This is a genomic window from Streptococcus sp. HMSC061D10, from assembly GCF_001808865.1.
Lineage (GTDB): Bacteria > Bacillota > Bacilli > Lactobacillales > Streptococcaceae > Streptococcus.
Map to the genome: position 1 here is coordinate 319,430 of NZ_KV795020.1, position 22,917 is coordinate 342,346.

Annotated in this window: 29 protein-coding genes; 1 reads left to right on the plus strand and 28 read right to left on the minus strand. The window is 39.9% G+C overall.

Translation table 11 applies throughout. From position 1 onward, the window contains the following. Positions 1 to 40: 40 nt before the first annotated feature. The 9 genes from HMPREF2728_RS08185 to HMPREF2728_RS08225 form a co-directional block, all read right to left on the minus strand. Complete coding sequence (locus tag HMPREF2728_RS08185; protein ID WP_075227606.1) at positions 41 to 1,339, minus strand: ABC transporter substrate-binding protein; 1,299 nt, start codon at positions 1,337 to 1,339, stop codon at positions 41 to 43. After that, on the minus strand, positions 1,336 to 2,019 hold the full coding sequence (locus HMPREF2728_RS08190) for a response regulator transcription factor (RefSeq protein ID WP_006147185.1): 684 nt from the start codon (positions 2,017 to 2,019) through the stop codon (positions 1,336 to 1,338). The genes HMPREF2728_RS08185 and HMPREF2728_RS08190 overlap by 4 nt, the downstream gene beginning before the upstream one ends. A gap of 6 nt (positions 2,020 to 2,025) precedes the next feature. Beyond that, positions 2,026 to 3,342: a sensor histidine kinase gene (locus tag HMPREF2728_RS08195; RefSeq protein WP_075227607.1), complete on the minus strand. Its 1,317-nt coding sequence runs from the start codon at positions 3,340 to 3,342 to the stop codon at positions 2,026 to 2,028. Then, positions 3,342 to 4,325, minus strand: coding sequence for a substrate-binding domain-containing protein (locus tag HMPREF2728_RS08200; RefSeq protein WP_061862694.1), 984 nt, complete (start codon positions 4,323 to 4,325; stop codon positions 3,342 to 3,344). The genes HMPREF2728_RS08195 and HMPREF2728_RS08200 overlap by 1 nt, the downstream gene beginning before the upstream one ends. Positions 4,326 to 4,513: 188 nt before the next feature. Continuing rightward, positions 4,514 to 4,909, minus strand: coding sequence for a single-stranded DNA-binding protein (locus tag HMPREF2728_RS08205; protein WP_000282453.1), 396 nt, complete (start codon positions 4,907 to 4,909; stop codon positions 4,514 to 4,516). Positions 4,910 to 4,984: 75 nt separating this feature from the next. Beyond that, complete coding sequence (locus HMPREF2728_RS08210; RefSeq protein ID WP_075227608.1) at positions 4,985 to 5,746, minus strand: SDR family NAD(P)-dependent oxidoreductase; 762 nt, start codon at positions 5,744 to 5,746, stop codon at positions 4,985 to 4,987. Positions 5,747 to 5,775: 29 nt separating this feature from the next. After that, a complete protein-coding gene (gene ytpR, locus HMPREF2728_RS08215) occupies positions 5,776 to 6,402 on the minus strand; it encodes a YtpR family tRNA-binding protein (RefSeq protein ID WP_049527037.1) in 627 nt (208 codons plus the stop codon). A 13-nt stretch (positions 6,403 to 6,415) separates the two neighbouring features. Next, positions 6,416 to 6,733: a thioredoxin family protein gene (locus HMPREF2728_RS08220; protein ID WP_075227609.1), complete on the minus strand. Its 318-nt coding sequence runs from the start codon at positions 6,731 to 6,733 to the stop codon at positions 6,416 to 6,418. After that, positions 6,730 to 7,020, minus strand: a complete 291-nt coding sequence (locus HMPREF2728_RS08225; RefSeq protein WP_049527035.1) for a DUF4651 domain-containing protein — start codon at positions 7,018 to 7,020, stop codon at positions 6,730 to 6,732. Before HMPREF2728_RS08225 ends, HMPREF2728_RS08220 begins: the two co-directional genes overlap by 4 nt. A 205-nt stretch (positions 7,021 to 7,225) precedes the next feature. Between HMPREF2728_RS08225 and HMPREF2728_RS08230 the strand changes: the two genes are divergently transcribed. Beyond that, positions 7,226 to 7,441: a YjgN family protein gene (locus HMPREF2728_RS08230; RefSeq protein ID WP_261674124.1), complete on the plus strand. Its 216-nt coding sequence runs from the start codon at positions 7,226 to 7,228 to the stop codon at positions 7,439 to 7,441. 37 nt (positions 7,442 to 7,478) lie between these two features. Here the strand turns inward: HMPREF2728_RS08230 and HMPREF2728_RS08235 are convergent, their stop codons facing one another. The 19 genes from HMPREF2728_RS08235 to HMPREF2728_RS08330 all read right to left on the minus strand — a co-directional run bounded on the left by HMPREF2728_RS08235 (position 7,479) and on the right by HMPREF2728_RS08330 (position 22,732). Next, positions 7,479 to 7,733: a DUF1912 family protein gene (locus HMPREF2728_RS08235; RefSeq protein WP_075227610.1), complete on the minus strand. Its 255-nt coding sequence runs from the start codon at positions 7,731 to 7,733 to the stop codon at positions 7,479 to 7,481. Between the two features lie 9 nt (positions 7,734 to 7,742). Continuing rightward, positions 7,743 to 9,077, minus strand: a complete 1,335-nt coding sequence (locus HMPREF2728_RS08240; RefSeq protein ID WP_075227611.1) for a DUF438 domain-containing protein — start codon at positions 9,075 to 9,077, stop codon at positions 7,743 to 7,745. Beyond that, the gene (locus HMPREF2728_RS08245; RefSeq protein ID WP_000368731.1) at positions 9,077 to 9,310 is read right to left on the minus strand and encodes a DUF1858 domain-containing protein; all 234 of its coding nucleotides are present in this window, start codon (positions 9,308 to 9,310) and stop codon (positions 9,077 to 9,079) included. The genes HMPREF2728_RS08240 and HMPREF2728_RS08245 overlap by 1 nt, the downstream gene beginning before the upstream one ends. A gap of 321 nt (positions 9,311 to 9,631) precedes the next feature. After that, positions 9,632 to 9,814 carry a hypothetical protein gene (locus tag HMPREF2728_RS08250; RefSeq protein WP_060955308.1) on the minus strand — a complete coding sequence of 61 codons (183 nt, stop codon included), beginning with the start codon at positions 9,812 to 9,814 and terminating at the stop codon, positions 9,632 to 9,634. A gap of 1 nt (position 9,815) precedes the next feature. Further along, positions 9,816 to 10,595: a hypothetical protein gene (locus HMPREF2728_RS08255; RefSeq protein WP_075227612.1), complete on the minus strand. Its 780-nt coding sequence runs from the start codon at positions 10,593 to 10,595 to the stop codon at positions 9,816 to 9,818. A 199-nt stretch (positions 10,596 to 10,794) separates the two neighbouring features. Continuing rightward, complete coding sequence (locus tag HMPREF2728_RS08260) at positions 10,795 to 11,904, minus strand: SPFH domain-containing protein (protein WP_061862684.1); 1,110 nt, start codon at positions 11,902 to 11,904, stop codon at positions 10,795 to 10,797. A 10-nt stretch (positions 11,905 to 11,914) separates the two neighbouring features. Continuing rightward, positions 11,915 to 12,472, minus strand: coding sequence for a hypothetical protein (locus HMPREF2728_RS10425; RefSeq protein ID WP_061862683.1), 558 nt, complete (start codon positions 12,470 to 12,472; stop codon positions 11,915 to 11,917). Positions 12,473 to 12,492: 20 nt separating this feature from the next. Next, complete coding sequence (locus HMPREF2728_RS08270; RefSeq protein ID WP_001067001.1) at positions 12,493 to 12,984, minus strand: hypothetical protein; 492 nt, start codon at positions 12,982 to 12,984, stop codon at positions 12,493 to 12,495. A 174-nt stretch (positions 12,985 to 13,158) separates the two neighbouring features. After that, positions 13,159 to 13,509: a 30S ribosome-binding factor RbfA gene (gene rbfA / locus HMPREF2728_RS08275; RefSeq protein ID WP_075227613.1), complete on the minus strand. Its 351-nt coding sequence runs from the start codon at positions 13,507 to 13,509 to the stop codon at positions 13,159 to 13,161. Positions 13,510 to 13,758: 249 nt separating this feature from the next. Then, complete coding sequence (infB, locus tag HMPREF2728_RS08280) at positions 13,759 to 16,512, minus strand: translation initiation factor IF-2 (RefSeq protein ID WP_075227614.1); 2,754 nt, start codon at positions 16,510 to 16,512, stop codon at positions 13,759 to 13,761. Positions 16,513 to 16,528: 16 nt separating this feature from the next. Next, the gene (locus tag HMPREF2728_RS08285; protein ID WP_049504276.1) at positions 16,529 to 16,828 is read right to left on the minus strand and encodes a YlxQ-related RNA-binding protein; all 300 of its coding nucleotides are present in this window, start codon (positions 16,826 to 16,828) and stop codon (positions 16,529 to 16,531) included. Then, positions 16,821 to 17,114: an RNase P modulator RnpM gene (rnpM, locus tag HMPREF2728_RS08290; protein ID WP_000857562.1), complete on the minus strand. Its 294-nt coding sequence runs from the start codon at positions 17,112 to 17,114 to the stop codon at positions 16,821 to 16,823. Before rnpM ends, HMPREF2728_RS08285 begins: the two co-directional genes overlap by 8 nt. A gap of 22 nt (positions 17,115 to 17,136) precedes the next feature. Then, positions 17,137 to 18,273, minus strand: coding sequence for a transcription termination factor NusA (gene nusA / locus HMPREF2728_RS08295; protein ID WP_000032287.1), 1,137 nt, complete (start codon positions 18,271 to 18,273; stop codon positions 17,137 to 17,139). A gap of 42 nt (positions 18,274 to 18,315) precedes the next feature. Further along, on the minus strand, positions 18,316 to 18,795 hold the full coding sequence (rimP, locus tag HMPREF2728_RS08300; RefSeq protein WP_075227615.1) for a ribosome maturation factor RimP: 480 nt from the start codon (positions 18,793 to 18,795) through the stop codon (positions 18,316 to 18,318). A gap of 126 nt (positions 18,796 to 18,921) precedes the next feature. Next, positions 18,922 to 19,557, minus strand: coding sequence for a tRNA (guanosine(46)-N7)-methyltransferase TrmB (trmB, locus tag HMPREF2728_RS08305; protein ID WP_049508543.1), 636 nt, complete (start codon positions 19,555 to 19,557; stop codon positions 18,922 to 18,924). Then, positions 19,554 to 20,348: a cell cycle regulator CcrZ gene (ccrZ, locus tag HMPREF2728_RS08310; protein WP_000362994.1), complete on the minus strand. Its 795-nt coding sequence runs from the start codon at positions 20,346 to 20,348 to the stop codon at positions 19,554 to 19,556. Before ccrZ ends, trmB begins: the two co-directional genes overlap by 4 nt. Before the next feature lie 225 nt (positions 20,349 to 20,573). Beyond that, complete coding sequence (locus HMPREF2728_RS08315) at positions 20,574 to 21,263, minus strand: CPBP family intramembrane glutamic endopeptidase (protein ID WP_075227616.1); 690 nt, start codon at positions 21,261 to 21,263, stop codon at positions 20,574 to 20,576. A gap of 225 nt (positions 21,264 to 21,488) precedes the next feature. Next, positions 21,489 to 21,800, minus strand: a complete 312-nt coding sequence (locus HMPREF2728_RS08320; RefSeq protein ID WP_075227617.1) for a role in replication — start codon at positions 21,798 to 21,800, stop codon at positions 21,489 to 21,491. Positions 21,801 to 22,129: 329 nt separating this feature from the next. Then, positions 22,130 to 22,732, minus strand: a complete 603-nt coding sequence (locus HMPREF2728_RS08330) for a CPBP family intramembrane glutamic endopeptidase (protein WP_060955296.1) — start codon at positions 22,730 to 22,732, stop codon at positions 22,130 to 22,132. Between the last annotated feature and the right edge of the window lie 185 nt (positions 22,733 to 22,917).

A 22,917-nucleotide genomic window follows, 5' to 3' on the forward strand; every position in this document is an offset into this window, starting at 1 on the left:
ATGACATCTGTCACTTGACACAATGTCATCTTATTTTTCTTTAAACTCCTACCTGAAGACTACTTTCAATTTCCCTCTGAATTTGAGGCAAGCGGTTCTCGACATCTTGATCGCGCAAAGCATTGCCAATCAAGTAGTCTAGCTTTTCCAACATTTCTTTAGAGACATTCTTGGGACTACTTTCAACAGCTTGTTCCATGATACGGTTCAAGGTCTGATTGGTCAAGGAATCCGTGCCAAAATCATCTACCTGTAGAAGATCTTTACTAGATTGACTTTGGACCACCTGTGGCATAACGGAAATCCCTTGAGATTGAGCAAAGAGGAGTTGTTGAATTTCTGGATCTTCTGTCAACAATTGCATCAATTCCCAAGCTAACTTGGAATGAGGAGTCCGAGCAGACATAGCAAAAGAAGTCGTCGTAACCAAAGTCGCCTTGGTAGTTTTTGACTTAGCAGGCATAGGGATACAGGTCCAGGTGAAGTTTGAATATTTTGAAACATGGTAAGGATAAGGTTTATAGGTTCTATATTGAGCCAAAGTCATGGGATAAAAAGCGACTTTCCCCTGGTCAAAATCTTTGGAACTCACCTTATAGTTCTTATTCAGCTCTTCCAATTTTTGTAAAAAAGTCAATGATTCTTTGACTTCTGGAGCCGTAAGTTTGAGCATCCCACCTTGAAAGAGACTACCCCCATTTGCTGCCAAAGCTTCTTTCCAGGTATATTCTGTACTCCCAAACTGATCCAATTGACCATCTCCATTTGTATCTTTGGTTAGTTTTTTACAAATTGTATGGAACTCTTCCAAGCTCCAACCTTCCTTGGGAACCTCAATGCCTTCTTTGTCCAGCAAATCTTTATTGACACACATCAAAATAGGATTACTTTCATAAGGTAAGGCATAGGATTGCCCCTGATAGACACCTGATTCAAATGCAACAGGATAAAAAGCAGCTTGGTCTTCTTGATTCATATAGCCATTTAACTTTTCTAGAACGCCACGCGCCGCCAATAAGGACAGATCTTGCTCAGAGACCATAAACACATCCGGCGTCTTTCCTGAAACAATCTTTTCTGAGAGCCAGTCTGAATAATCTGACTGCGGAATCCCATTTTCATATTCCACACGGACATTAGGATGGGACTTTTCAAATTTTTGAATCGCAAGATCCAAAGCATGGGAGCGTTGACTGGTCGGTACATCCCAACTAGATCCTGCATAAACGCCTATATGGAGCACGATCGGTTGTTGTTTCCACCAATAAAAACCAGTACTCACAGAGAGCACAAAAAGGAGAACGATTCCCCAACAAAGATGCTTTCGGTTTAATTTCATTCCGTATTTCCTTTTGAAAAATCGCGTCTAGTCACTCCTGTTTGAACTGACCAAATTGCTAATTGCGTTCGATCTCTTAGATTTAATTTCGCCAAAATCGTTGATAAGTAATTGCGCACAGTTCCTTCTGATAAGAAAAGTTTGGCCGCAATTTCTTTGTTTGACTCGCCATAGCCGACTTCTTGAATAATTCGCCATTCTGTCGTACTCAAATCCTTGACGTTGTCCTCATCCACAGCAATAGAGAAATTCGATTTGGCCATTTGAGAGAATATCTGAAAGACCTTGCTAGCGATATTTGGGTTGATCATAGCTCCACCCTGATGCACCACCTTAATAGCCTCATAGAGCTCTTCTGTCGAGGCTCCCTTTAAGAGATATCCTGAAGCACCATACTTGAGTGCACTATAGATAAATTCATCATCGTCAAAGGTTGTTAAAATAATAATTTTGATATCCGGATAGTGTTCTTTTACTTCTTTTGTAGCCAAAACCCCATCCATGCCTGGCATCCGAATATCCATCAGGATCAGATCAGGATGCGTCTGTGGAATACTGGACAAGACATGATTCCCATCTTCCACTGTAGCTACCACTTCGATGTCGGAGTGAGCCGACAAAATAATTTTCAAAGATTCTCGAATTAAGGCTTGGTCATCTGCCACCATTACTTTTATCACCATATCTTATCTCCCCTCTTGATATTTTGGTAAACTGACACGTGTAAAAAATCCATCGCTACTTTCAAATTGAAGCTGGCCTCCTAGAATTGAAATACGCTCCATCATCTGTTTGAGTCCATAACCATAAGTTAAGGTTTCAAACCCAACTCCATTATCTTGCAAAGCGATCAAATAATTCTCTTTATCCTCAAAAAAATGGAGTCTTAGTTGGCTGGCGTGACCGTGGCGAACCGCATTGGTCATAGACTCTTGTATGACACGAAAGATCGTATCTTCAATCATGACATCCATATCGACATCTACCCATTCATAGTTTAGATCAACTTGTAGGTTGGAAAGAATTTGATACTCGCGGATGGTCTTTTCTAAAGCATCTTTGAGAGTTCGTCCCTCAAGGGCTCCCGGACGAAGACGATTAAGAGAACCTCTCACATCTTGGATTCCTTCACGAACCACTTCTGATACGTTTTTCACCTGCTCTTTTGCCCGATTTGGATCGATATCAATCAAGACCCCAACAGCATCTAAACCTGCTGAGATGCCTGTTAGTGCGTGCCCCAAAGTATCATGAATCTCACGAGCAATCCGCTTACGCTCCCGATCCTCTGCAATCTTCTCAGACAAGGCCATATAATTGTTCAACTCCGTATTAACCTTGGACACCATAGCCAATTCTTCCTCTACTTCGTGATTTTCCGCAAGGACGTTCATAATATAAAACAAAAGTGAAATAATGAAGAGTACCATATTTGAGGCATAAAGGGAATTCTTTAAGAAAAAGGCCAGAATGCGGATAGATTCAGGATAAAAATGAATATAGACATCTAAGGACGGAATCGGGAAGAAAAGAGAAAAGACATCTGAATTTGTCACAAGGAGCATCAAGAAGCTCACTAGGATAAAGGCAAACCAATACTTCCGATCTCTCTTGGTACTCAACTCTTTGGAACCATAGAAGATATCCGCAAAAACCAAGAGAATGAGCCCGTTATAAGCTACATTTTGAACCCACATCAGAAGCAGCATCAGGAGAATCTCCAGAATATTCCTCTTATCAAAAATAGACCATCGACTCGTTTGAGGCAGATATCGACTCATCGATATCAAAGCAATCCCAGCAAACAAAACTGCAGACAACCAAAAAGTCGTAGATGGAGCAAAGGGAATACGCTCTAGACGCTCTAATAATAGAGAGGCTTGGCGTTGAGCTATGATATAGTTGGTTGCTTGAAGATAGATGATACTGTTTAGCATAACAGCGATAAAATTGACGACCATAAGAATGGCCAAACTGTATCGAACACCTCTAAACTTTCTCATTACTGCCACCCATTCACATCAAACTGATCAATGTTTTCCTTTGTCATCATTTCAACTGGAATGCTCACCTCTTTGGTATAGCTCTTCCCTTCAACAATATCTTGAATAACCTCCATCACGCGGTCTCCCATCTTCAAAGGGGACTGAGCAACGGTCCCCACAACATCATCCGTCGAGTGCAACAAAGATTTCATATCTGGTGAACCATCGATTCCATAAATCGCAACGGGGTAAGTTATTCCTTGCTCCTTAATTGCAGCCAGAGCTCCTATAGCTGAGCGATCATTTAAGGCAACCAAGGTATCAATTTCAACCCCTGATTGTAAAAAATTCTGGACAGCCGGCATGGCGATTTCCGTTTGCCCCTTGGTTTCCAGTTCCGATACAATCTGATAAGAACTGTGCCCCTCAATAGTGTCTTTAAAGCCCTGAATCCGCGTATCTGCTGAAACAGTCCCCTTATGTTCCAAAAGGAGGACCCGAGCACTAGAAGAACGTTTCATCAACTCTTTAGCAATCAATACTCCCGCTTGGTAGTTATCGGATACAATACTTGCATCTGGCTTAAAATTCTTCAGTTGGGTATCGACCGCAATGATTTTAATTCCTTGTTTTCTAGCTTTTTCAAGAGCAGTTAAAATTGACTGGCTATCCCCCTTGACCGGATTGATCACTATCATATCAACTTTTTGAGCACAAAAATCATCAATCTGTTGGCTCTGTCTTTCTTCGTCCAATTCTGGATCTCGGACATAAACAAGAGCTCCTCTTTCATCGGCAATTCGACTAATTTCCGAATGAATACTTTTATAGAACCCATTGTTCATGGTCATATAGGTGACACCAATTTTAGTCTGATCCTTGATGCCACTTGTTTGACAACGGCCGAAAACCCATAAGAGAACACAGACCACTGGAATCAGCAGTAATAGACGCTTTATCAGCCATTTCAACAATTCTATTTTCTCTTTATTTTTCGTCAAATTTCATTCCTTTTCTGAAAATTTTGAATATATATTACTTTATTCTACTACTTTTTCAAAAAAAGTGCTTGATTTTATTGTACAAGTGCATTTATTTGACCTATTTAAGAATTAATTTCCGAACAATAGCACAAAAATAATAGAAAAAGCTGGTCTATAGGCGAACCAGCTCTTCTATTTGATTGATATTAAAATGGAAGTTCCTCTTCTTCCAAGACCAAATCTGCTAAGTCTTGTCCTGCATTATTTTCACGCATAGCACGTTGGGCACGGCTTTCTAAGAGTTGGAAACCTGTACAGAGAACTTCTGTTACATAGTTGGTCTGGCCATTCTTCTCAAACTTACGGGTACGAAGTTCCCCATCCACAGAAATGAGACTACCCTTGCTTCCATAACTAGCCAAGGTTTCAGCAAGTTTGCCCCAGACTACAATATTAATGAAGTCAGCTTCACGTTCCCCATTTTGATCTTTATAACGGCGATTCACTGCGATAGTTGCTCGTGCAACAGACTTATCATTGTTGGTTTTGTGCAACTCTGGTGTAGACGTCAAACGTCCGATCATAATAACTTTATTATACATTTTTTCATCCTCCTACTTATCTATTCGAAGGAAAAAGAAAAAAGTTACAAAATTTTTAACTTTTTTAAAATAATGTTAGTCTCTATGAATCATAAATCCAGTTGCTTGTTGATTGGCCATGATGGTCATATCTGTGATTTGCACACGACGAGGTTGGCTGGTCACATAAACCACAGCATCTGCGATATCTTGTGCCTGCAAGGCTTCGAGTCCCTGATAGACCGTCGACGCCCGTTCCTCATCTCCATGGAAACGGACCTTAGAAAAGTCAGTCTCTACAATACCAGGCTGAATGGTTGTCACCTTGATATCAGTCGCAATGGTATCAATCCGTAGTCCATTCGAAAAGGTCTTGACTGCAGCCTTGGTTGCTGAATAGACTGCTGCACCAGCGTAGGCGTAAATACCTGCGGTTGAACCCATATTAATGATATGGCCTTGATTTGCAGTCACCATAGAAGGCAAGAGACAACGAGTAACAGCCATCAGGCCCTTGACATTGGTATCCAGCATGGTCAGCATATCCAACTCTTCATAGTCCTGATAGGGAGCTAAGCCTAAAGCCAGCCCAGCATTATTAACTAAAATATCAATCGAACCTACTGCTTCAAGAATTTCTGAACAAACAGTTTTAACCATTGTCATATCGGTCACATCAAGGGGAAAGATCCAAACTTTTTGATTTGGAAAGGCTTCTGCGAACTCAGTTTTGAGAGCTTCAAGTCTTTCTGTTCGACGCCCTGTAAGAACGATATTTTCACCTTTTTCTAGATAGGCACGCGCAATAGCTTCACCAATACCTGATGTTGCACCTGTTATCACAACATTTTTTGCCATCTTACTTTCTCCTATCTAACTTAACAAATTTAAGCTGTCCAGTGTTTTGATGGGTCAAATGGTGTTCCGACAACTTGGTCTTCTGACAATTCAATGATCCCACGTTTTTGTGGAGCATTTGGTAAGGCAAGTTCACGAGGACTGCACATCATCCCAAAACTCTTTTCACCACGAAGTTCCCCTGGGAAAATGAGATTCCCTTTTGGCATCATAGCTCCTGGAAGAGCAACAATGGTTTTTAAACCGACACGCGCATTAGGAGCTCCTGCAACAATTTGCACTGTCTTATCACTCGCAACTGCCACTTGGCAGATATTGAGGTGGTCACTATCTGGATGCGCAACCATTTCTACAATTTCACCAACGACAAATTTGGGTTCCTTGTCATTGATGATTTCCTCAGCAAATCCTTGAGCCTGCAATTCTTGATTCAAACGTGCTACTTGCTCGTCTGTCAAAAATATTTGGCCACGTTCCTCAATTTCGAATAAGCTAGAAACTTCAAAAATGTTCCAAGCAACAGTTTCACCAGTTTCCTTTAGGAAAACACGTGCCACATTGCCTTTACGCTCAACATCTAGTTTGGCATCGCCACTGTTTTTCACGATGACCATAAGGACATCACCGACATGTTCTTTGTTATATGTAAAAATCATTCTTTCTTTTCTCCTATTTTAATTCTGCTAAAAAGTCGTTTATTTGTGCCTTGGTTTTACGGTCACGATTAACAAAGCGTCCAATCTCCTTGTCCTTATCTAAGACAATTAGACTTGGAATCCCGTATACATCCCATAGTTTTGCAAGTTCCATGTACTCATCTCGGTCTACTCGTATAAAGGTAAACTCTGGATTGGTCTCTTCAATCTCTGGCAGAGCTGGATAGATATAGCGACAATCGCCACACCAATCCGCAACAAAAAGGAGGACCTTCTTGCCATCCTGTTCTACTAGATTTGCTAATTCTTCTATACTCTTAGGAGAAATCATAAGACTTCCTCCTCGTAGATGAGATCTTCATCTTCGTAGACAAAGGTATAGTGACGACCATCTTCAAAAATAACACCACCAACAAGACGTTCTAAGCTACTTTCGTACACTTGGACATAGAGAGTTCCAATCTCACCCATTTCTGAAAAGTAGTCTCGCACAATAGCTGTCAACTCTTCCTGGTTCTTCATGAGTTTGTGATCATCAGCGACTTTCTTAGCACCAAAGGCAAGAGCTCCAAGCCCTACCACGACTAAACCTGTTTTAATAATATTTTTCGTTTTCATGCTAACATTGTAACACAAAAAGATAAGTAGGACAAATCGTGAATGCTACTTTCGTTTGAACTATAGTGCCTCATTTCAAGAAATATTGACTCCTATCTCCTCCTATGCAACAATACCACAAAATAACGATTTACTTATCCATAAAATTCTAAGGAGACTCTATATGAACAAATAAAGTTATTTTGACGGTGGATTACTCAGCTTTATCGGGCACTCGATTGTCGCTTTTTTCATCATCACCTTAACTCTAGGAATTGCCACACCTTGGGCCGTTTGTTTTATGCAAGATTGGAAAGTCAGACATACTGTCATCGATGGTCAACGTTTATACTTTGATGGAACTGGTGCCCAGTTATTTGGAAATTGGATCAAATGGTTCTTACTGACGATTATCACTCTTGGAATCTATTCATTTATGTAAAAAGTGCGGTTTATAGACCACACTTTTTTTATAGCTCTTAATAATGTCTCTCACCAAATAAACCTTCCGGCAATTCATGGAACCCCTTGCCTACCTTGAAATTTTCAAATTTGCCTAGCAAGAACTGGTAGGCATCCAAGCGGCTTTCATAGCGAATCATAGCATCTTTAGCACGCTCATCTTGGTCTTCTTCATAGACTTTTTGGCTTTCCTTATGCGCCATATCATTAATCATGATTTGGGTATTAACCCAAGCTTCAAATTCTTTCATAAATTCTTGTTCGTAACTCATTTTTTCTCCTTATTCTAATCCACGGAAATAGTCTGTATCAATCTCACGGTAGGGCTGGATATCCTGAACATACTCCAAGACTCCTTGAAATTCTCCACTTTCATCGTGTACCGCAGCGTATGTGATATGGACAAACTTACCTCGTGACTCGGACTTGAACCACATCTCATACTTGTCCTTGACCCCGTCACGAAGACCTTTCATAATGGTCTTTACCTTATCAAGATACTTGGGCGGATGACATAGCTCAACATTGCGCCCGACTTGAGACGGTGTCCGCTTGAAAATCATCTCATCTGCTGGCGTATTGTCATTGTAATACTGGAAAATATCATCCTTATTAACAAAGGTAATTTCCATTGGCAGATGGTTGAGAATAAGATTAGCCTGCTCAACTGAGAGATAGCCATTTCCAAAAGCCTGTTGGCTATGGCGGTCCAGCACTGTTTCCTTTTCCTTAGGTGTGAAGGTGATGGTAAACTGACCTTCTGGCGTATCAATCACTTGTTGGACTTGGCCATCTACAGTTTCTGGCTGAACGAATTCCTCTTCTCTTTTTTCCTCAACAAAATTCTGACGGTCTGGCACCCATTTTTCAGAAGGTCGGATGATAGCATAGCCATAAGCATCACTTTCCTCGGCAATCTGAATCCAGTCATCCTGGGTAAAGGATTCGAGCAGAATCATGAGGAGGATAGATTCTTCCTTGAAAATCATACTCTCAAATTCTGTCGCAAAAGCCTCAAAAGCTTCCTTTACGGCGGAAATTGGCACTTCTGGGAGCGACTTAGTTGACGCTAAAGCTGTTTGAAAGAGTTCCCTGATCTGGTCATCCACTCCCCACATAACTTTTGGTGGCGAATCATGTCCGTAACGCTCCATAATAGGAAAGAAGAGCTCTTCCTTCCGCTGGTAGTGACGGTCAAATTGACCTACAAGTCCCATCTGCCGAACCAAACCCTTACGCATCTCCGCAAGCATTTCCTCGTCTTCCATAGACTCATATGTATCTAATAATCTACGAACACGAATCAAGGCAGCACGAAGGGCTAGATTTTCATCTTTAAAAACACGGACAGGATGACCTGGATGCTCGGTATCTTCAACTTCGACGCCCTTAACAGCATTTTTAAAAAGATTGGCATGGACATCACAGAGCTCCATGACATCTTCAAAGGTTACGCCTGAGTCAGAGTTCATCAACTCGTGCTCCATAAGGGAAATCTCGATAGCAGATACACCTGTAAAGGTTGCATCAAAGCGCTCCTGAACGGATTCAGGGGAGGCTCCATTATGCAATTCTAATAAAATATCCCGTAGGATATGAATACGTTCATCTGCCATTAGTCTATTCCAATCACTTCGTAACCATTTGCTTCAAGTGTGCGCACAATCTTATCCATAGGGGTTCCCTCCAGTTTAGACCCCTGTTTGAGCGATACTTTTCGTCCGACTGTATTTCGCATCAATGGATTTGCAAGAGGTTTAAAACCGAGTTCTACTAGGATATCTAAAACTTCTGGATGCTTGTCCACAACTTCCGCAACAGGAATAGATACATCAATGATATTGTCCATCATAACCTCCATCATATTCTCTAACAGTTTTTTCTTTTTTATTATACCACAAGGGCAAAGATTAAAAAACTAGCAGTAGAAGACTTGCTAGTTTATTTCGTATAATTTCATTATTTCTAATTATATAGACTTTTCCTAGTAAAACCTCAAAGTCTTATCCTTACCATGATCATCAGAGAAGTTTGAAAAAACAATCTATGATCTTGAAAAGAATCTTATAGAACAGTAATTGGAAGGCGAAAGAGATTAGGAACCAGAGTATTTTTATCAGACCAACAATTGGTGTTATAAAAAGAAGAGTAAAGAACCTCCAAAAAGATTTCATTCTTTATCCTCCGGCTTCATCAACCAAGTAGCTGTATCCATAAGCTTATCTACGAGAAGTAATTTTCCTAAACTTACTACTGTGTTTTCATCTTTTTTTATGGTTTCTGCAACTTTTAAAGCTTGCCTTGTAAGAAGATAATTACCGTAGGTTTTGGCCAGTATTGTTATGATCCCCATGTCATTCTCCTTCGATGATTTCAACCTCTTTTTGGATAGTGGCAACATCTCTTTGATATTGTGCTTCATCGTAGTTAATCAATTTGGACAATTCTTTTTGCAATCTTTCTCCCATAGGTTTCATGGTCGCAAAAGTTAAGCCTCCTGATAGGACTCCACCTAAAATAGGAATAACTTTCCCCATCCCCTTAGCCAATCCTCCCTTGGTCAGATTCACTCCAAAGATTTTCAGAACTTTTTCCAAAATTGGATACCAAAGAGTCTTTGTCAAAGCCTTTTTGTTTACGATTTTCATCACTTGCTTAGCAACTGTAACACCACCAGAACGAAGGAGAGCGCCCGCACCATTTACTCCCAACATCACTCCCAGATAGAGCAAGAGGGTATTTTTAGCTTCTTCACTCAATTCATTTCGCGAAGCCCAGAGATCATCATAGCCGTAAATATAACCTAGCTCCTGAGCTAGTTTCAGTGAAAATGCGTAAAACTGGGCTACATCTGTCGGAATGGTAACTGCCATGGCAATACCTCCAGGTAATCCAGCCAAAACAGATGTCCCACTTGCTAGCAATACATTATCTCTAATACAGGCATTGGCCACTCGATCTAAGGTTTTCTGAGGTAATAAAGCTGTCGGCCCTTCATCCAATAATCTAGGAATATCCTTTGAAGCCACTTCCTTAGAGAATTTGTCCATTAAAAATTTTGACCGGTTCACTTTGACGACAGGAAGTTTTACTACCTGTTGCAACACTTGCATCGCCACATCTTCTTTAGCCATCTCTATCTCCATTTTTCATTCATATCAAGCTTTATCTTATCATATTTATGGAATAAATGATATTTTCAAGATTTATTTTATTTTCTGAATTTCTATTTATATAATCTGACTAGACAATGACCGACTTATAGCCACAAAAAAGAGGGTTGTCCCTCTTTCTGCTTAATGTTTATCCAGATTGCGTAGCATCTCGTCAATCTTATAAGTCCATAATTTCTTTTTTCTTTCGATCAAACTCTTCTTGAGATAATATACCTGCATCTAAAAGTGATTTGAGTTTAGTAAGAGCTTCGATTTGCTCATCAAATGACAAACTTGGTTTAGTTGCTTTTTCATCTAACTGTTGTGCCATATTCATACCGAAAATCATACCCGCACCATCTCCTAGCCCATGTTGTTCGATCCCTGATGCGACTTTTTGTTGTGCAGCAATATTAGAAGCTTTCTGCGATACATCATCAAAGGCCTTTAAATTCATCTTATTTGATGAAAAGTTCTTAACTAATTCCTTAGATTCTGGTGAGAATTCTATATTAGCAATCGCAACTTTTATAATTTCAAATCCAAAACGATCTTTCCAAGTACCAGCATACTGTTCATCATTCGATACTTGTTTTGCAAGTACTGATGCTTGTGATGGTAGTTGTGAGATACGATAAGTTGTTGATAACGAATTAAGGGCAACGGTAAAGGATTGAAGAAATTCCGTGACTATCTGAGCCCTTGCTTGAGCACTATCAAAGCTATAGTAGGTTACATTTGCAGGAAGGAAATTTTTTACAAACTTGATAGCGTCTGTAATTTGAATAGAAAAAGTTCCAAAAGCACGTACTTCTAAGTCTGTACCATAAAACAAGTCGTTATACATAACCGGACCACGAGTACCAAACCTAATATCGCGAATTTCTCTCAAATTGACAAAACAAATCTGTTTTTGCTGATCACTTTGTCCGCCAAATCCAACACGATTAACAACATTATCAAACAGTGATTTTTTTAGCCCATCACCATTAAAAACACTACTCTCCCCATTTTGATATTCATATCCACCTGGTTCAGTGATAATTTCTTCTATTCCAGACTGACTAAAAATAAAAGCAGCAGTATTTTCAGGAATAAATATCTTAGACCCATTTGAAATGACACCTATAGACCCCTGACTATTAACTCCTCTACCATTATTACTGACTTGAAGAACACCCGGACTTACAGCTGTATGTTCATCAAAAGCCTGAACTGTAATAATTTCCTTCCATTGATCTGCAAAAGTACCACTAATTGAATCTGTAAATGCTTTAATTATTCCCATATTTCATCTCCTACAAGGTCTGTTCCATATCACAAAAACTACATTTGACAGTTTGTTTTACGGTTCCAGACAGAGGAGCTCCACAAAAACTGCATTTAGTAGATAATTTCTCTGGTTCTGCATCCTTAATACCAAGCCCTGCTTTGAAGGTGTCAAACGTATCTTTTAGAGTCTCTGCTAAAATTTCTACACCAAATAAGCTATTATCACCCAAGGTTGCAAAGTTGCTTGTATCACCAGAGATTAATTTAATAATATTCGTTGCCCACTTTTCAGTATCCTTAGTATTAGAGAATGAGAAGATAACTTGTCCACCATTATAATAGATTTCTAATCGTTTCATACCATTGGATTTCGTAACTGAAACTTGTGGTTTCCCCTCAAAAACCTTAATTTGGTTAATTGGTATAGTAGTTTGATCTTTTTTTCCTCCAAAAATACCTTTTTTGATATGTATCAAGTGTAAATTTGTTAAAATGAGCTCATCAGTATACATACTATTTTTCCCAAAACTAACATGTTCACTATTCATAACCATGTATTCATGAGGTAACAATTGATAGTCCATCCCGAACTCCATTCTTCTTATTAAAGACTAGCTTTCAACTGTTCGACTTGATCGTGTAGAGAATCACGATATTCCTTTAAAAACTGAATTATTTCCTCTTTTCCTTGAATAGGTGCTTTCTTCAATGGACCATATTGTTTTTTCTGTTCTTCCATTTCTTTTTTAGTAGCATCTTTTAATTCTTGGATAGAAGCACTATCTTCTAAAGCAGTTCCCTTAAAGGCTTCATCAGCTTCGGTATAGTAATTATTGACAATTTTCTCACACATAGTCAAATAATCTTCATAAGTTTTGATAGATTCAATTGTCTCATCACTGACATCTTGTGGATTAAAGTCACTCGAACCTAATTTATCTTTTGCTTTATCTAAAAATCCTTTTTTCCCAGAACTTTCCGTTTTACTATCACTAGATGAATTACTTGTTTTTTCAGACAGAGAACTACAAGCAACTAGAGTAGAAACGGACAGACATAGTAAAGCTAAACGACAAACTTTTTTTACATTATTCATTAATAGAAACTCCTTTTATTTATGAAATTATCATATCATATTTCCTAAAAAAAAAAAGCATTTTCTGATTAGCAAATATTTTATAAATACAGAATCCCATTTTTAAAAGAATATTTTTCCATTTTAAATTCCACCGATTTTCCACACAAAAAAGAGGGGTGCCCCTCTTTCTGCTTAATGTTTATCCAGATTGCGTAGCATTTCGTCAATCTTGTTTCCATATTCGATGGATTCGTCTTTGACGAAAGTTAAGTCTGGAATTTTGTACAATTTCAAATTGCGACCAAGTTCACGTTTGATAGTACCAGTTGCTTTTTCAAGTCCGACTTGAGCTTTTTGATTATCTGAAGCCAGGTTACTCAAAATAGTGTAGTAGACCTTAGCAACAGACAAGTCACCTAGCATCTGAACATCAGTGATAGTCACACCTTGGACACGTGGATCACGGACTTTCTTTTGCAAAATCTCATTGACTTCGCGCTTGATCTCCATGCCCACACGATCCGTACGGAAATGATTTGCCATATTTCTTCCTTTCTCTCAATTGAACCAAAAGCTAGGCCAGCAGACCTAGCTTTTCTTGAGTTATTGATAACCATTTCAAATTGAAATGAATTTCAATTTGAAACTACTCACTTCTTTCGCCGTGGTGAAAGTGATTGGACTGATAATTCAGTTCAAGCACTGGGGATTTTTGAGACGTTTGGCTCAAAAATAAGCAATGAAACCATGGGTTTGCTTGCGTCCTTCGCCACTTAAGAAATGAGCAAAAAATTATCTCTTGATTTCTTCCATGATGTAGGCTTCAATCACATCATCCATCTGGATATCATTGTAGCCGTCAATCATGAGACCACCTTCACGGCCGTTTGTAACTTCTTTAACGTCATCTTTATAGTGTTTCAAGCTAGCTAGAGCACCATCGTAAATAACAACACCATCACGGATGACACGAACTTTAGAGTCACGGGTAACTTTACCGCTGGTAACCATGAATCCTCCGATTGTTCCCACTTTAGATACCTTGAAGGTTTCGCGGATGATCGCTTCACCAATAATTTTTTCTTTAAATTCTGGGTCAAGCATCCCTTTCATGGCTTCTTCCATCTCTTCAATCACCTTGTAGATGATGCTGTGGAGACGGATTTCTACATCGTCAGCTTCTGCTTGTTGACGAGCTTGTGGTGTAGGACGCACGTTGAAACCAACGATAAAGGCATTTGAAGCTTCGGCAAGAGTCACGTCAGATTCATTGATAGCACCAACTGCTGAGTGAACAATGGTCACTTTAACGCCTTCCACATCAATCTTTTGAAGTGATGCAGAGAGAGCTTCAACAGAACCTTGTACGTCGGCTTTGATGATGACGTTAACTGACTTGAGTTCTCCTGCTTTAAGGGTATCAAAGAGGTTTTCAAGGCTAACTCGTTGAGTAGCTTGACGTTGCTTCATAAGAGCACGTTTGGCACGTTCTTCACCAGCTGCACGCGCAGATTTTTCATCTTCGTAAACAGCAAAGTGGTCACCCGCCATTGGCGCTTCGTTCAAACCAGTGATCGATACTGGTGTTGATGGGCCTGCGACCTTCACACGACGTCCGAGATCGTTGGTCATAGCACGGACACGTCCGAAAGTATTTCCGACAACGATTGGATCTTGAACGTTCAAAGTACCTTGTTGGACAAGGAGGGTCGCAACTGCACCTTTTCCTTTATCCAAACGAGCTTCAATAACAGTACCAATGGCACGAACTGTTGGATCTGCTTTGAGTTCTTGGATTTCAGCCACAAGTAGAACAGTTTCCAAGAGTTCATCGATATTTTGGTTGAATTTAGCTGAGATTTCTACAAACTCAGAATCTCCACCCCAGGCAGTTGACATAACACCGTGTTCAGCCAATTCACCGATCACACGTTCTGGGTTGGCACCTGGTTTATCGATTTTGTTGATGGCTACGATGATTGGAACATTAGCAGCTTTTGAGTGGTTGATGGCTTCGATTGTCTGAGGCATAACCCCATCATCTGCCGCTACGACCAAGATAGTAATATCGGTAACAGAAGCACCACGCGCACGCATAGAAGTAAAGGCCGCGTGTCCTGGTGTATCAAGGAAGGTAATCTTCTTGCCATTTTCCACGATTTGGTAGGCACCGATATGCTGAGTGATACCACCTGCTTCTCCTGTTGCAACACGAGAATTACGAAGGGTATCCAAGAGGGTTGTTTTACCATGGTCAACGTGTCCCATGATAGTAACAACTGGTGGACGCTCTACAAGTTCATCTTCATTGAGATAACCATCTTCAGCGAAGAAACGTTCGATATCAGCATTGTCAACTTCAACCTTTTGTTTCGCATCAATACCGTAATCTACCATGAGGAGTTCGATTGTTTCACCGTCCAAGGACTGGTTTTGTGTCGCCATCACACCCATCATGAAGAGTTTCTTAACAATCTCAGCTGGTTCGCGTTTGATACGTTTTGCGATTTCCGCAACGGTCATACCATCTGTATATTCAAATTCTGTTGGCAATTCATGGAACTTACGCTCTGTAACAGGTTTTGGTGCCTGATTACGGTTATTTTTGTTATTGCCTTTTTTATTCTTTTTGTTATTGTTCCAGTTACTATTTCTTTGATTTCTCACTTGATTTTGACTACTTCGATTCTTTTGTTGTTTTCTAGGACCATCTTCTTCGTGATCGTAATCATCACGATCTTTGTCTGGTCGGGCTTGTTTCTTACGACGTGTATCCACTACAGGTTCTTTAGCTGCAGGAGCAACTTCAACCACTGGTTGAACTGGCTGCGCTTGTTCAGCTAACTTAGCAGCTTCTTCAAAGATTTCCTCAGGTTCCTTGCGTTTGTTTGCTTGGGCCAAGGCTTCTTTAGCTGCTTGAGTTTGCTTGAAGCGTTCCTCACTTGAACGAGCATATTCTGCATTTTGCTCTGCCTTTAGAGCAGCTGCACGGGCTTTAAAGTCAACACGTGGGCCTGCTTGATTTGGACGGTTGTCCTCTTGCTTGCGGCGATCATTTCCGCGATTTTGCTGACCTTGTTGTTTTTTACCTTGATCATTGAATCGACGGTTGTCACGATTGCCTTGACCTTGTTTACCACCATTACGGTTATCATTTTTTTGACGATTCCCATTTTGTTGATGGTCACGGTTATTACCCTTATTTTGCTTGCGTCGTTCAGCCTGCTCTTTTGCACGTGCTTCACGCTCAGCCTTAAAGTTTCGACTCTGCGGTTTTGCTGGTGCCACTTTTTCTTCTTTAGGGGCAACAGCTGCTGCTGGTTTTGCCTCTTCCTTAGCGTCAACTGGCTTTGGAGCCACAGGTTTCGATTCTACCTTTGGAGCAGGAGCAGGTTTAAAACTTGCTACGATTTTTGAAGCAGCTGCTTCCTCCACACTTGATGAGTGGCTTTTTACATCCAAGCCCAACTCTTTTGCACGCGCTACAACTTCTTTACTTTCTTTTCCAAGTTCTTTTGCGATTTCGTACAATCTTTTCTTAGACAAATCATGTCCTCCTCTTCTATTCCATAAGAGACCTCATTTTCTTTGTAAATCCAGCATCTGTCACAGCCAAAACTTTTCTTGATTTTCCGACTGCTATGCTTAATTCCAGTGTTGAAAACACGGTAATAACTTCTACTTGATAATAATGACTTTTATCCTGAATCTTCTTGGTCAGGTTGGGGGCGGCATCATGGGCGAGAAATACCAGCTTTACTTTCTGGTCTTGGATGGCCTTGACCACCATTTCTTCACCCGAGATGATTTTCCCTGCTCGTTGAGCAAGTCCCAAGAGATTGGCAATTTTTTGTTTATTCAAGTCCTAACTCTCTTCTTTTCACTTTGTGATCGACATAGGCAATCAACTCGTCATAAAAGCTTTCTTCAACTTCCATACTAAAGCTACGGTTAAAGACTTTTTTCTTTTTGGCCTCTAGGGCTTCTGCATTGTCTAGCTTGATATAAGCGCCACGGCCATTAGCCTTGCCTGTCGGGTCAATAAAGACCTGTCCCTCTTTGTTCTTGACAATACGGAGCAAGTCACGCTTATCAATCACTTCATTGGACACAACAGACTTACGCAAAGGGATTTTTCTAGTTTTCATCCTTCCCTCCTCTGATTAGCTCTTATTCTTCAACCAATTCGTCTGTTTCTACCTGGTCAGCTTGTTCTGCTGCTTCCATGGCTTCAAACTCACTTGCAGACTTGATATCGATACGGTAGCCAGTCAAATGAGCTGCCAAACGAACGTTTTGTCCACGACGACCGATCGCAAGAGAAAGCTTGTTATCTGGCACAACGACCAAGGCACGTTTACTGTCGTTTTCATCAAAGATAACTTGGTCAACTTCTGCAGGAGCGATAGCGTTGTAGATAAATTCAGCTGGATCTGCTACCCATTCGATAACGTCGATGTTTTCTTCGATTGGGACCATGCGATCGCTCTTAGCATCGTAGCGAGCTGGGTGGAATTTGCTAGTAATTTTCTTGATGTTAGCACCACCACGTCCAACGATTGTTCCGATCGCATCCACGTTAGGATTGTGACTACGAACAGCAACCTTGGTACGGTCACCTGCTTCACGAGCTACGCTCATGATCTCAACAGTTCCGTCATAAACTTCTGGAATTTCTTGTTCCATCAAGCGTTTGATCATTTCTGGATGGCTACGGCTCACAAATACGTTCACACCACGAGGATTATCTTCAACCTTGTAGACATAAACTTCGATACGATCGTGAGAAGCAAAAACTTCTCCAGGGATTTGGTCTTGTTTTGACAATTGGGCTTCGATGCTGCCAAGGTTAACATAAATAAAGCGGTTGTCAAAACGTTCTACTGTACCAGACATGATTTCTTGCTCATGCTCTTTGTAAGTATTGTAGGTAATGGCACGTGTTTGCTTACGCATTTTTTCCATGATAGTTTGTTTGGCAGATTGAGCTGCTACACGACCAAACTCACCTGGTGCTTCTTCAAATTTAATCTTGTCCCCAAGCTCGTAAGCTGAGTTAATGGCAAGAGCATCTTTTAAGCTGATTTCCAAACGGCTATCAAACACTTCATCAACAACTTCACGAACAGTATAAACTGTAAAGTCACCTGTCTTTTCGTTGAAATCAATGGCTACACTATCCGACTGCCCATAGCGTCTGCGATAGGCTGAACGAAGTGATTCCACCACTGCATCAATGATGTCTTCTTTTTTGATTCCCTTGTCTTCTTCCAAAATGCGGAAGGCCTCTAGCATTTCTTTACTCATCTTCTATTCACTTTTGAATCTTCAAAAGCTTCCTTTCTTTTACTATAATTTTACTGCTAAACGTGCTTTTGACACCAAACTGTATGGGATTTGGACCGCTTTCTTACGTGTCTTGTCCATATATTCCATAGTCAACTCATCCTCTTCAAAGGCTAGCAAGGTTCCTTCAAAGACCTTTTGCTTATCGATGGCTTGGTAAAGTCCAACATGGATGTATTTCCCAACCGCTCCAGCGACTGCTTCCTTGGTTTTCAAAGGACGCTCCAAGCCTGGGCTGGTGATCTCTAGGAAATATTGTTCTGGGAAGGGATCTGGCTTGATAGTATCTAGGACAGGACTGATAATCTCTGTCAAGTCCGCTGTGTCGTTCAAGGTAATTCCCTCTGGTTTATCTACAAAAATACTAAGAATCATGTCACTGCCAATCTTTCCGTACTCGATATCAACGAGTTCAAAGGGAGCTTCAATGACAGGTTCTACGACTTCTCTGACTAATTCTACGATAGTTGCGATTGCGTCCACCTCCTCATAAGCAAGAGGCGAAGATATTTCCCCGCCTCACTTTCTCATATTCTTACTTACAGTATAGCACTTTTGACTACTTATGTAAAGTATAAGCACTCAGAAGGCTTGATTTTAAGCTTTTTCTTAAAATTCTGCCTCAACTCGATAGATAACCTGACCCTTACTTGAGAATTTTTCTTCATATTCTGTCATGACATTGCCTTCAAAGTCGCTGGCATGCAAGTCCAACCAAACTCCATTGAGCTTCATGCCGTATTGAGAAAAACTCACTAGGCTATATTCAAACAAGCCACGGTTATCTGTCTTGAAATGAATCTCACCGTGTTCAGGCAAGATACGCTTGAAGGTATCCAAGAAACTTTTATAGGTTAGACGACGCTTTTCATGGCGCTTTTTAGGCCACGGATCTGAAAAGTTTAGGTACAAGCGATCAATCTCACCATCTTCAAAGTAGTCGGTCAAATCAGAACCATCAACCCACAACAACTTAATATTGGGTACAGCAACTTCCAAGACCTTGTCCAAGGCATAACTCAAAACAGACTTTTGAATATCAATCCCGATATAGTTGATATTAGGGTTTTGCTTGGCCATACCTGACACAAAGGCTCCCTTACCACTACCAACCTCAACATGGATAGGATTGTCATTTCCAAAGAGGTCTCGCCATTTTCCTTTGGCTTCTAAAGGATTTAAGACAACATACTGAGGATTAGCCTCTAGTAATTCTGTTGCCCCTTTACGATTTCTAACTCTCATCTCTTCTTTCCATACTTGTCACGGAAGATGCGCAAGGCATAAATCTCCCGATTGACATTTTCTAGATCTTCATTTGTATAATATTTGGCAATCTGGCTCAAGAAGGATAACTGAGCATACCAAAATAGTTTGTTGATGACTGTTTGGTTGTATTTGTAACCGTAATAAGTCAACCACTCTTTCCACTGATAGTCTGGAATATAGTGACATAGCATATGCGCTACATCAAACATGCGATCCGTTAAACGAACGGAATCCCAATCCACTAAATAAACAAGACCGCTCTCTGTCTCAATCCAATTACTATGTCGTACATCTCCATGAACGATCGTTGCATAATCTTCCCTAAAGTTTGGCAAACTTCCTCGCAAATCCTCTACTACCATTCTTAGATATTGATTGTTCTTCAAGGATTCTGGAGCATCTTTTAACCAAGCCTGAAGCAAGTCAAAAGGTGTTTCTAAAGAATAGCCCAAACGAGTCAATTGCGTCATCAAAGGACGCGAACGATGCAAGCGGCTCAAAATATTGATAATCTGCTTGCGATTCATATCATAAGGGGTCAAAATTTTACCATTCAACCATTCTTGGGCACACATATCACGCCCATCCGATAAACGGCGAGTCCATAATAATTGAGGAGCGATTTGTTCCTTGGCTAATCCAGGTAGGATTGGAGAGGTGTTCATTTTAATAAAGACGCGCTTCCCATCAGGGTAGCTTCCCATATAAGCTTTTCCGCTTTTCCCAGGTATAGGGGTCAGCGTTAGCTCAATATCACCCAAGTCCATTTCTTTCCTCCGTATAAAGTTTCCTTACTATTCTACTAGTTTTTAGCCTATTCGTCAACCAGTCCATACCTGATTCTCAAATAAAAGCCCTTTATCCAATCTTGTTAAAAGAAAAAGCCAAGCAGAGAGATCTACCTAGCCTTGCTCATTCGATTTTTTTAGCAGTAAATTGTAAGGAAATAATCTATGCTTAATCTGATAATTCAAGCTTTCAACTGGTTCTCATCATGCAAATACCCTATGCAAAAAAGTCATGATAAATGGTAAGTTTGCGATGATATTATTGATGATATGAATCGTATAAGAAGGATAGATAGTCTTGGTATAGCGTGTCAAACCACCAAATATACATCCAACTGCTGTATAAACCAGAAGGTCTAGTAGACTAGGAAAACTTGAAAAATGAGGTAAGGCGAACAAAATCGACGGAAATAGAATATCCAGTCCCCATCTTGAATTCTTAAAGAAGGCATGTTGAAGCAGTCCCCTACATACCAATTCTTCCATCAGAGGTCCTAGTACGATTAAGGTTAGGTAAACACCGAACTCTGCAAAATTCGTCTCACTATAGACAATAAACAAATTCCAACTTTCGTTTGTCCCCTGAACGTGTTTAGCTGTCAGATAGTTAAAGCAGATAAGTACGACAGCTGTTAACACCGTCAGAACAGAATAACTCAGCCACTTTTTCCTAGGGATACAAAAGAGATAAGCATGACCCGACCTGATCAAAATCCAAACCATCAGGCCGATAAAGAGAAGGCTGATGATGTTTCGAATCCAGATGACATTTCCTACCCAAGACGAGAACTCCCAATAATTTCTCCAAAATTGGGTTGTCCAAAACAATCCGAAAAACAAAAATAAATAAGAAAGGACTGCACTAGTTTTGAAAAGAATAGAATATTTTTTCATAGAAACTCCTTCATAGCTTTGCTATCGTAACTGCCACCAATTATCATTTAATCCTCCAGCATTCAGTCTCGGTAGCTATCACCATGACTTTGATAAGCCAATACATCTACCCTTGTGTACTTTTGTTGCTGTTCGAAACTGTACCTAGTTAGTCACTCGTTTTCCGTCTGGTTACAGCCAATCTTTTCAAACAAGAATACCTCATCCCTTTTTGACCCGATCATTTTATAAAACTTGATACTCTCGATGAAAAGCCTTGGCAGATACCACTCTATGATTTGTGAGGTCAAGATAATCTCCTGGATAGCCAAGGACATACATACTATAACCAGCAAAACCTCCTCCTGCCGTTCCGACTAGGCCAATTTTGAGATTGGTTACAAGAGAAGACTGAAGTCCTGACATTAAAATTCGGACATGATTGTCTAGCCATACTATGTAATTCTTTTGCAAGGCATCTTCTACCCAACCTGGTTTAGGAGTATCTTTACCAATTTCCCAAACTTCTACTATTTGATTTTTATATTTTGCTTGCATCTTTTTAATCTTTCTTTTAGGACTCTCACAGGGTTTTTATGTTCTTCTTACCTGGTCTATGTTTTAGCAGACTATAGATCGTAACAGAGGTACTTACCAGTACAAGAACATTTCTCCAGAGTTCTGTTGAAATCATGAGTACTCTTATACAAAGAACAAGAGATAGCAATATTATTACAACTCGGGCAAATAAATCTAAAAAATACACATACTTTTTCATATGATTCCTCCATCTATTGATTTCACATCTACCAGGTCAGTTCCCTAGGCACTATGACGCTAATTGACCATCCTCTACATTCCTTTGTAAATTTAACCACTGTCAACTACTAGAAGAATGATAAACAATTGTAACAGATATGGACTAAGATAGGCACCGATAGATTTTGACTCTTTTTATAAGCAAAGCCCAGCATCAAACCTCCAAATAGATAATAGATAAATGAAGGAACATTATAAGGAGCATGCAGGAAAGAGAAGAGAGAGGCAGTCAGTATAAGCCCCAACCAAGAATTTTCAAAAACCGCACCTTGAAGGATACCTCTGAAAACAAATTCCTCCAGAATAGGCCCAAAAACTGTCACGCTTGCAATAAAGGATAAGGAAATTCCTGTACTAGTAGCCTCAAGGTGTTGATATCCAGCACCAGAAGAGACTGTAAAAAAACTATAATAACCTATATTTACCAGCACACAAATAAGAAAGCTTCCAATAAAAAGTAGAATTTCTTTCTTCGTTAACCTTCTTAGCGAAACCATATCAAACCATTTCGCATAGGCAATACTCAGTGAAATCCAGAAAGTCTTTGCTATAATAAATATGTACTCGTTTTGAAAAAAATCTCCTTGATTGATGGTATAACCTACTGAAGTAACTATTATAAAGGCTAAAAATCCAACAAACACAGCATGACATTTATTAAAAATAGCCATAAACACAACCTCTCTCCTATTTAGAATCATCAAAATAAGGATTCAAGAATTTTGCATTTTACAGATAATACTTAGCAGATATTATTTTAAAATCATCCATCTTATTTTGATGATCTATTCCAGACCTATAAAACTTCTATGTTCAAGATTCAAAGTGGCTTTTTCTCCATTTTTTATTGAACTGA

Bases quoted from the DNA above. Each gene is read 5' to 3' on its own strand.
- trmB (WP_049508543.1), bottom strand. From the start codon at position 19,557: ATGAGAGTTAGAAATCGTAAAGGGGCAACAGAATTACTAGAGGCTAAT.
- HMPREF2728_RS08205 (WP_000282453.1), bottom strand. From the start codon at position 4,909: ATGTATAATAAAGTTATTATGATCGGACGTTTGACGTCTACACCAGAG.
- ccrZ (WP_000362994.1), bottom strand. From the start codon at position 20,348: ATGGACTTGGGTGATATTGAGCTAACGCTGACCCCTATACCTGGGAAA.
- HMPREF2728_RS08270 (WP_001067001.1), bottom strand. From the start codon at position 12,984: ATGAATAATGTAAAAAAAGTTTGTCGTTTAGCTTTACTATGTCTGTCC.
- HMPREF2728_RS08220 (WP_075227609.1), bottom strand. From the start codon at position 6,733: ATGATTTCTCCTAAGAGTATAGAAGAATTAGCAAATCTAGTAGAACAG.
- HMPREF2728_RS08255 (WP_075227612.1), bottom strand. From the start codon at position 10,595: ATGGCTAAAGAAGATGTGGCGATGCAAGTGTTGCAACAGGTAGTAAAA.
- HMPREF2728_RS08185 (WP_075227606.1), bottom strand. From the start codon at position 1,339: ATGAAATTAAACCGAAAGCATCTTTGTTGGGGAATCGTTCTCCTTTTT.
- HMPREF2728_RS08210 (WP_075227608.1), bottom strand. From the start codon at position 5,746: ATGGCAAAAAATGTTGTGATAACAGGTGCAACATCAGGTATTGGTGAA.
- HMPREF2728_RS08250 (WP_060955308.1), bottom strand. From the start codon at position 9,814: ATGGGGATCATAACAATACTGGCCAAAACCTACGGTAATTATCTTCTT.
- HMPREF2728_RS08195 (WP_075227607.1), bottom strand. From the start codon at position 3,342: ATGAGAAAGTTTAGAGGTGTTCGATACAGTTTGGCCATTCTTATGGTC.
- nusA (WP_000032287.1), bottom strand. From the start codon at position 18,273: ATGAGTAAAGAAATGCTAGAGGCCTTCCGCATTTTGGAAGAAGACAAG.
- ytpR (WP_049527037.1), bottom strand. From the start codon at position 6,402: ATGATTTTTACATATAACAAAGAACATGTCGGTGATGTCCTTATGGTC.
- HMPREF2728_RS08240 (WP_075227611.1), bottom strand. From the start codon at position 9,077: ATGGCAGATGAACGTATTCATATCCTACGGGATATTTTATTAGAATTG.
- HMPREF2728_RS08245 (WP_000368731.1), bottom strand. From the start codon at position 9,310: ATGGACAATATCATTGATGTATCTATTCCTGTTGCGGAAGTTGTGGAC.
- rnpM (WP_000857562.1), bottom strand. From the start codon at position 17,114: ATGAAAACTAGAAAAATCCCTTTGCGTAAGTCTGTTGTGTCCAATGAA.
- HMPREF2728_RS08330 (WP_060955296.1), bottom strand. From the start codon at position 22,732: ATGGCTATTTTTAATAAATGTCATGCTGTGTTTGTTGGATTTTTAGCC.
- rbfA (WP_075227613.1), bottom strand. From the start codon at position 13,509: ATGGCAAATCATTTCCGTACGGATCGTGTGGGCATGGAGATCAAGCGC.
- HMPREF2728_RS08315 (WP_075227616.1), bottom strand. From the start codon at position 21,263: ATGAAAAAATATTCTATTCTTTTCAAAACTAGTGCAGTCCTTTCTTAT.
- HMPREF2728_RS08225 (WP_049527035.1), bottom strand. From the start codon at position 7,020: ATGAAAACGAAAAATATTATTAAAACAGGTTTAGTCGTGGTAGGGCTT.
- HMPREF2728_RS08260 (WP_061862684.1), bottom strand. From the start codon at position 11,904: ATGGGAATAATTAAAGCATTTACAGATTCAATTAGTGGTACTTTTGCA.
- HMPREF2728_RS10425 (WP_061862683.1), bottom strand. From the start codon at position 12,472: ATGGACTATCAATTGTTACCTCATGAATACATGGTTATGAATAGTGAA.
- HMPREF2728_RS08235 (WP_075227610.1), bottom strand. From the start codon at position 7,733: ATGAGTTACGAACAAGAATTTATGAAAGAATTTGAAGCTTGGGTTAAT.
- HMPREF2728_RS08320 (WP_075227617.1), bottom strand. From the start codon at position 21,800: ATGCAAGCAAAATATAAAAATCAAATAGTAGAAGTTTGGGAAATTGGT.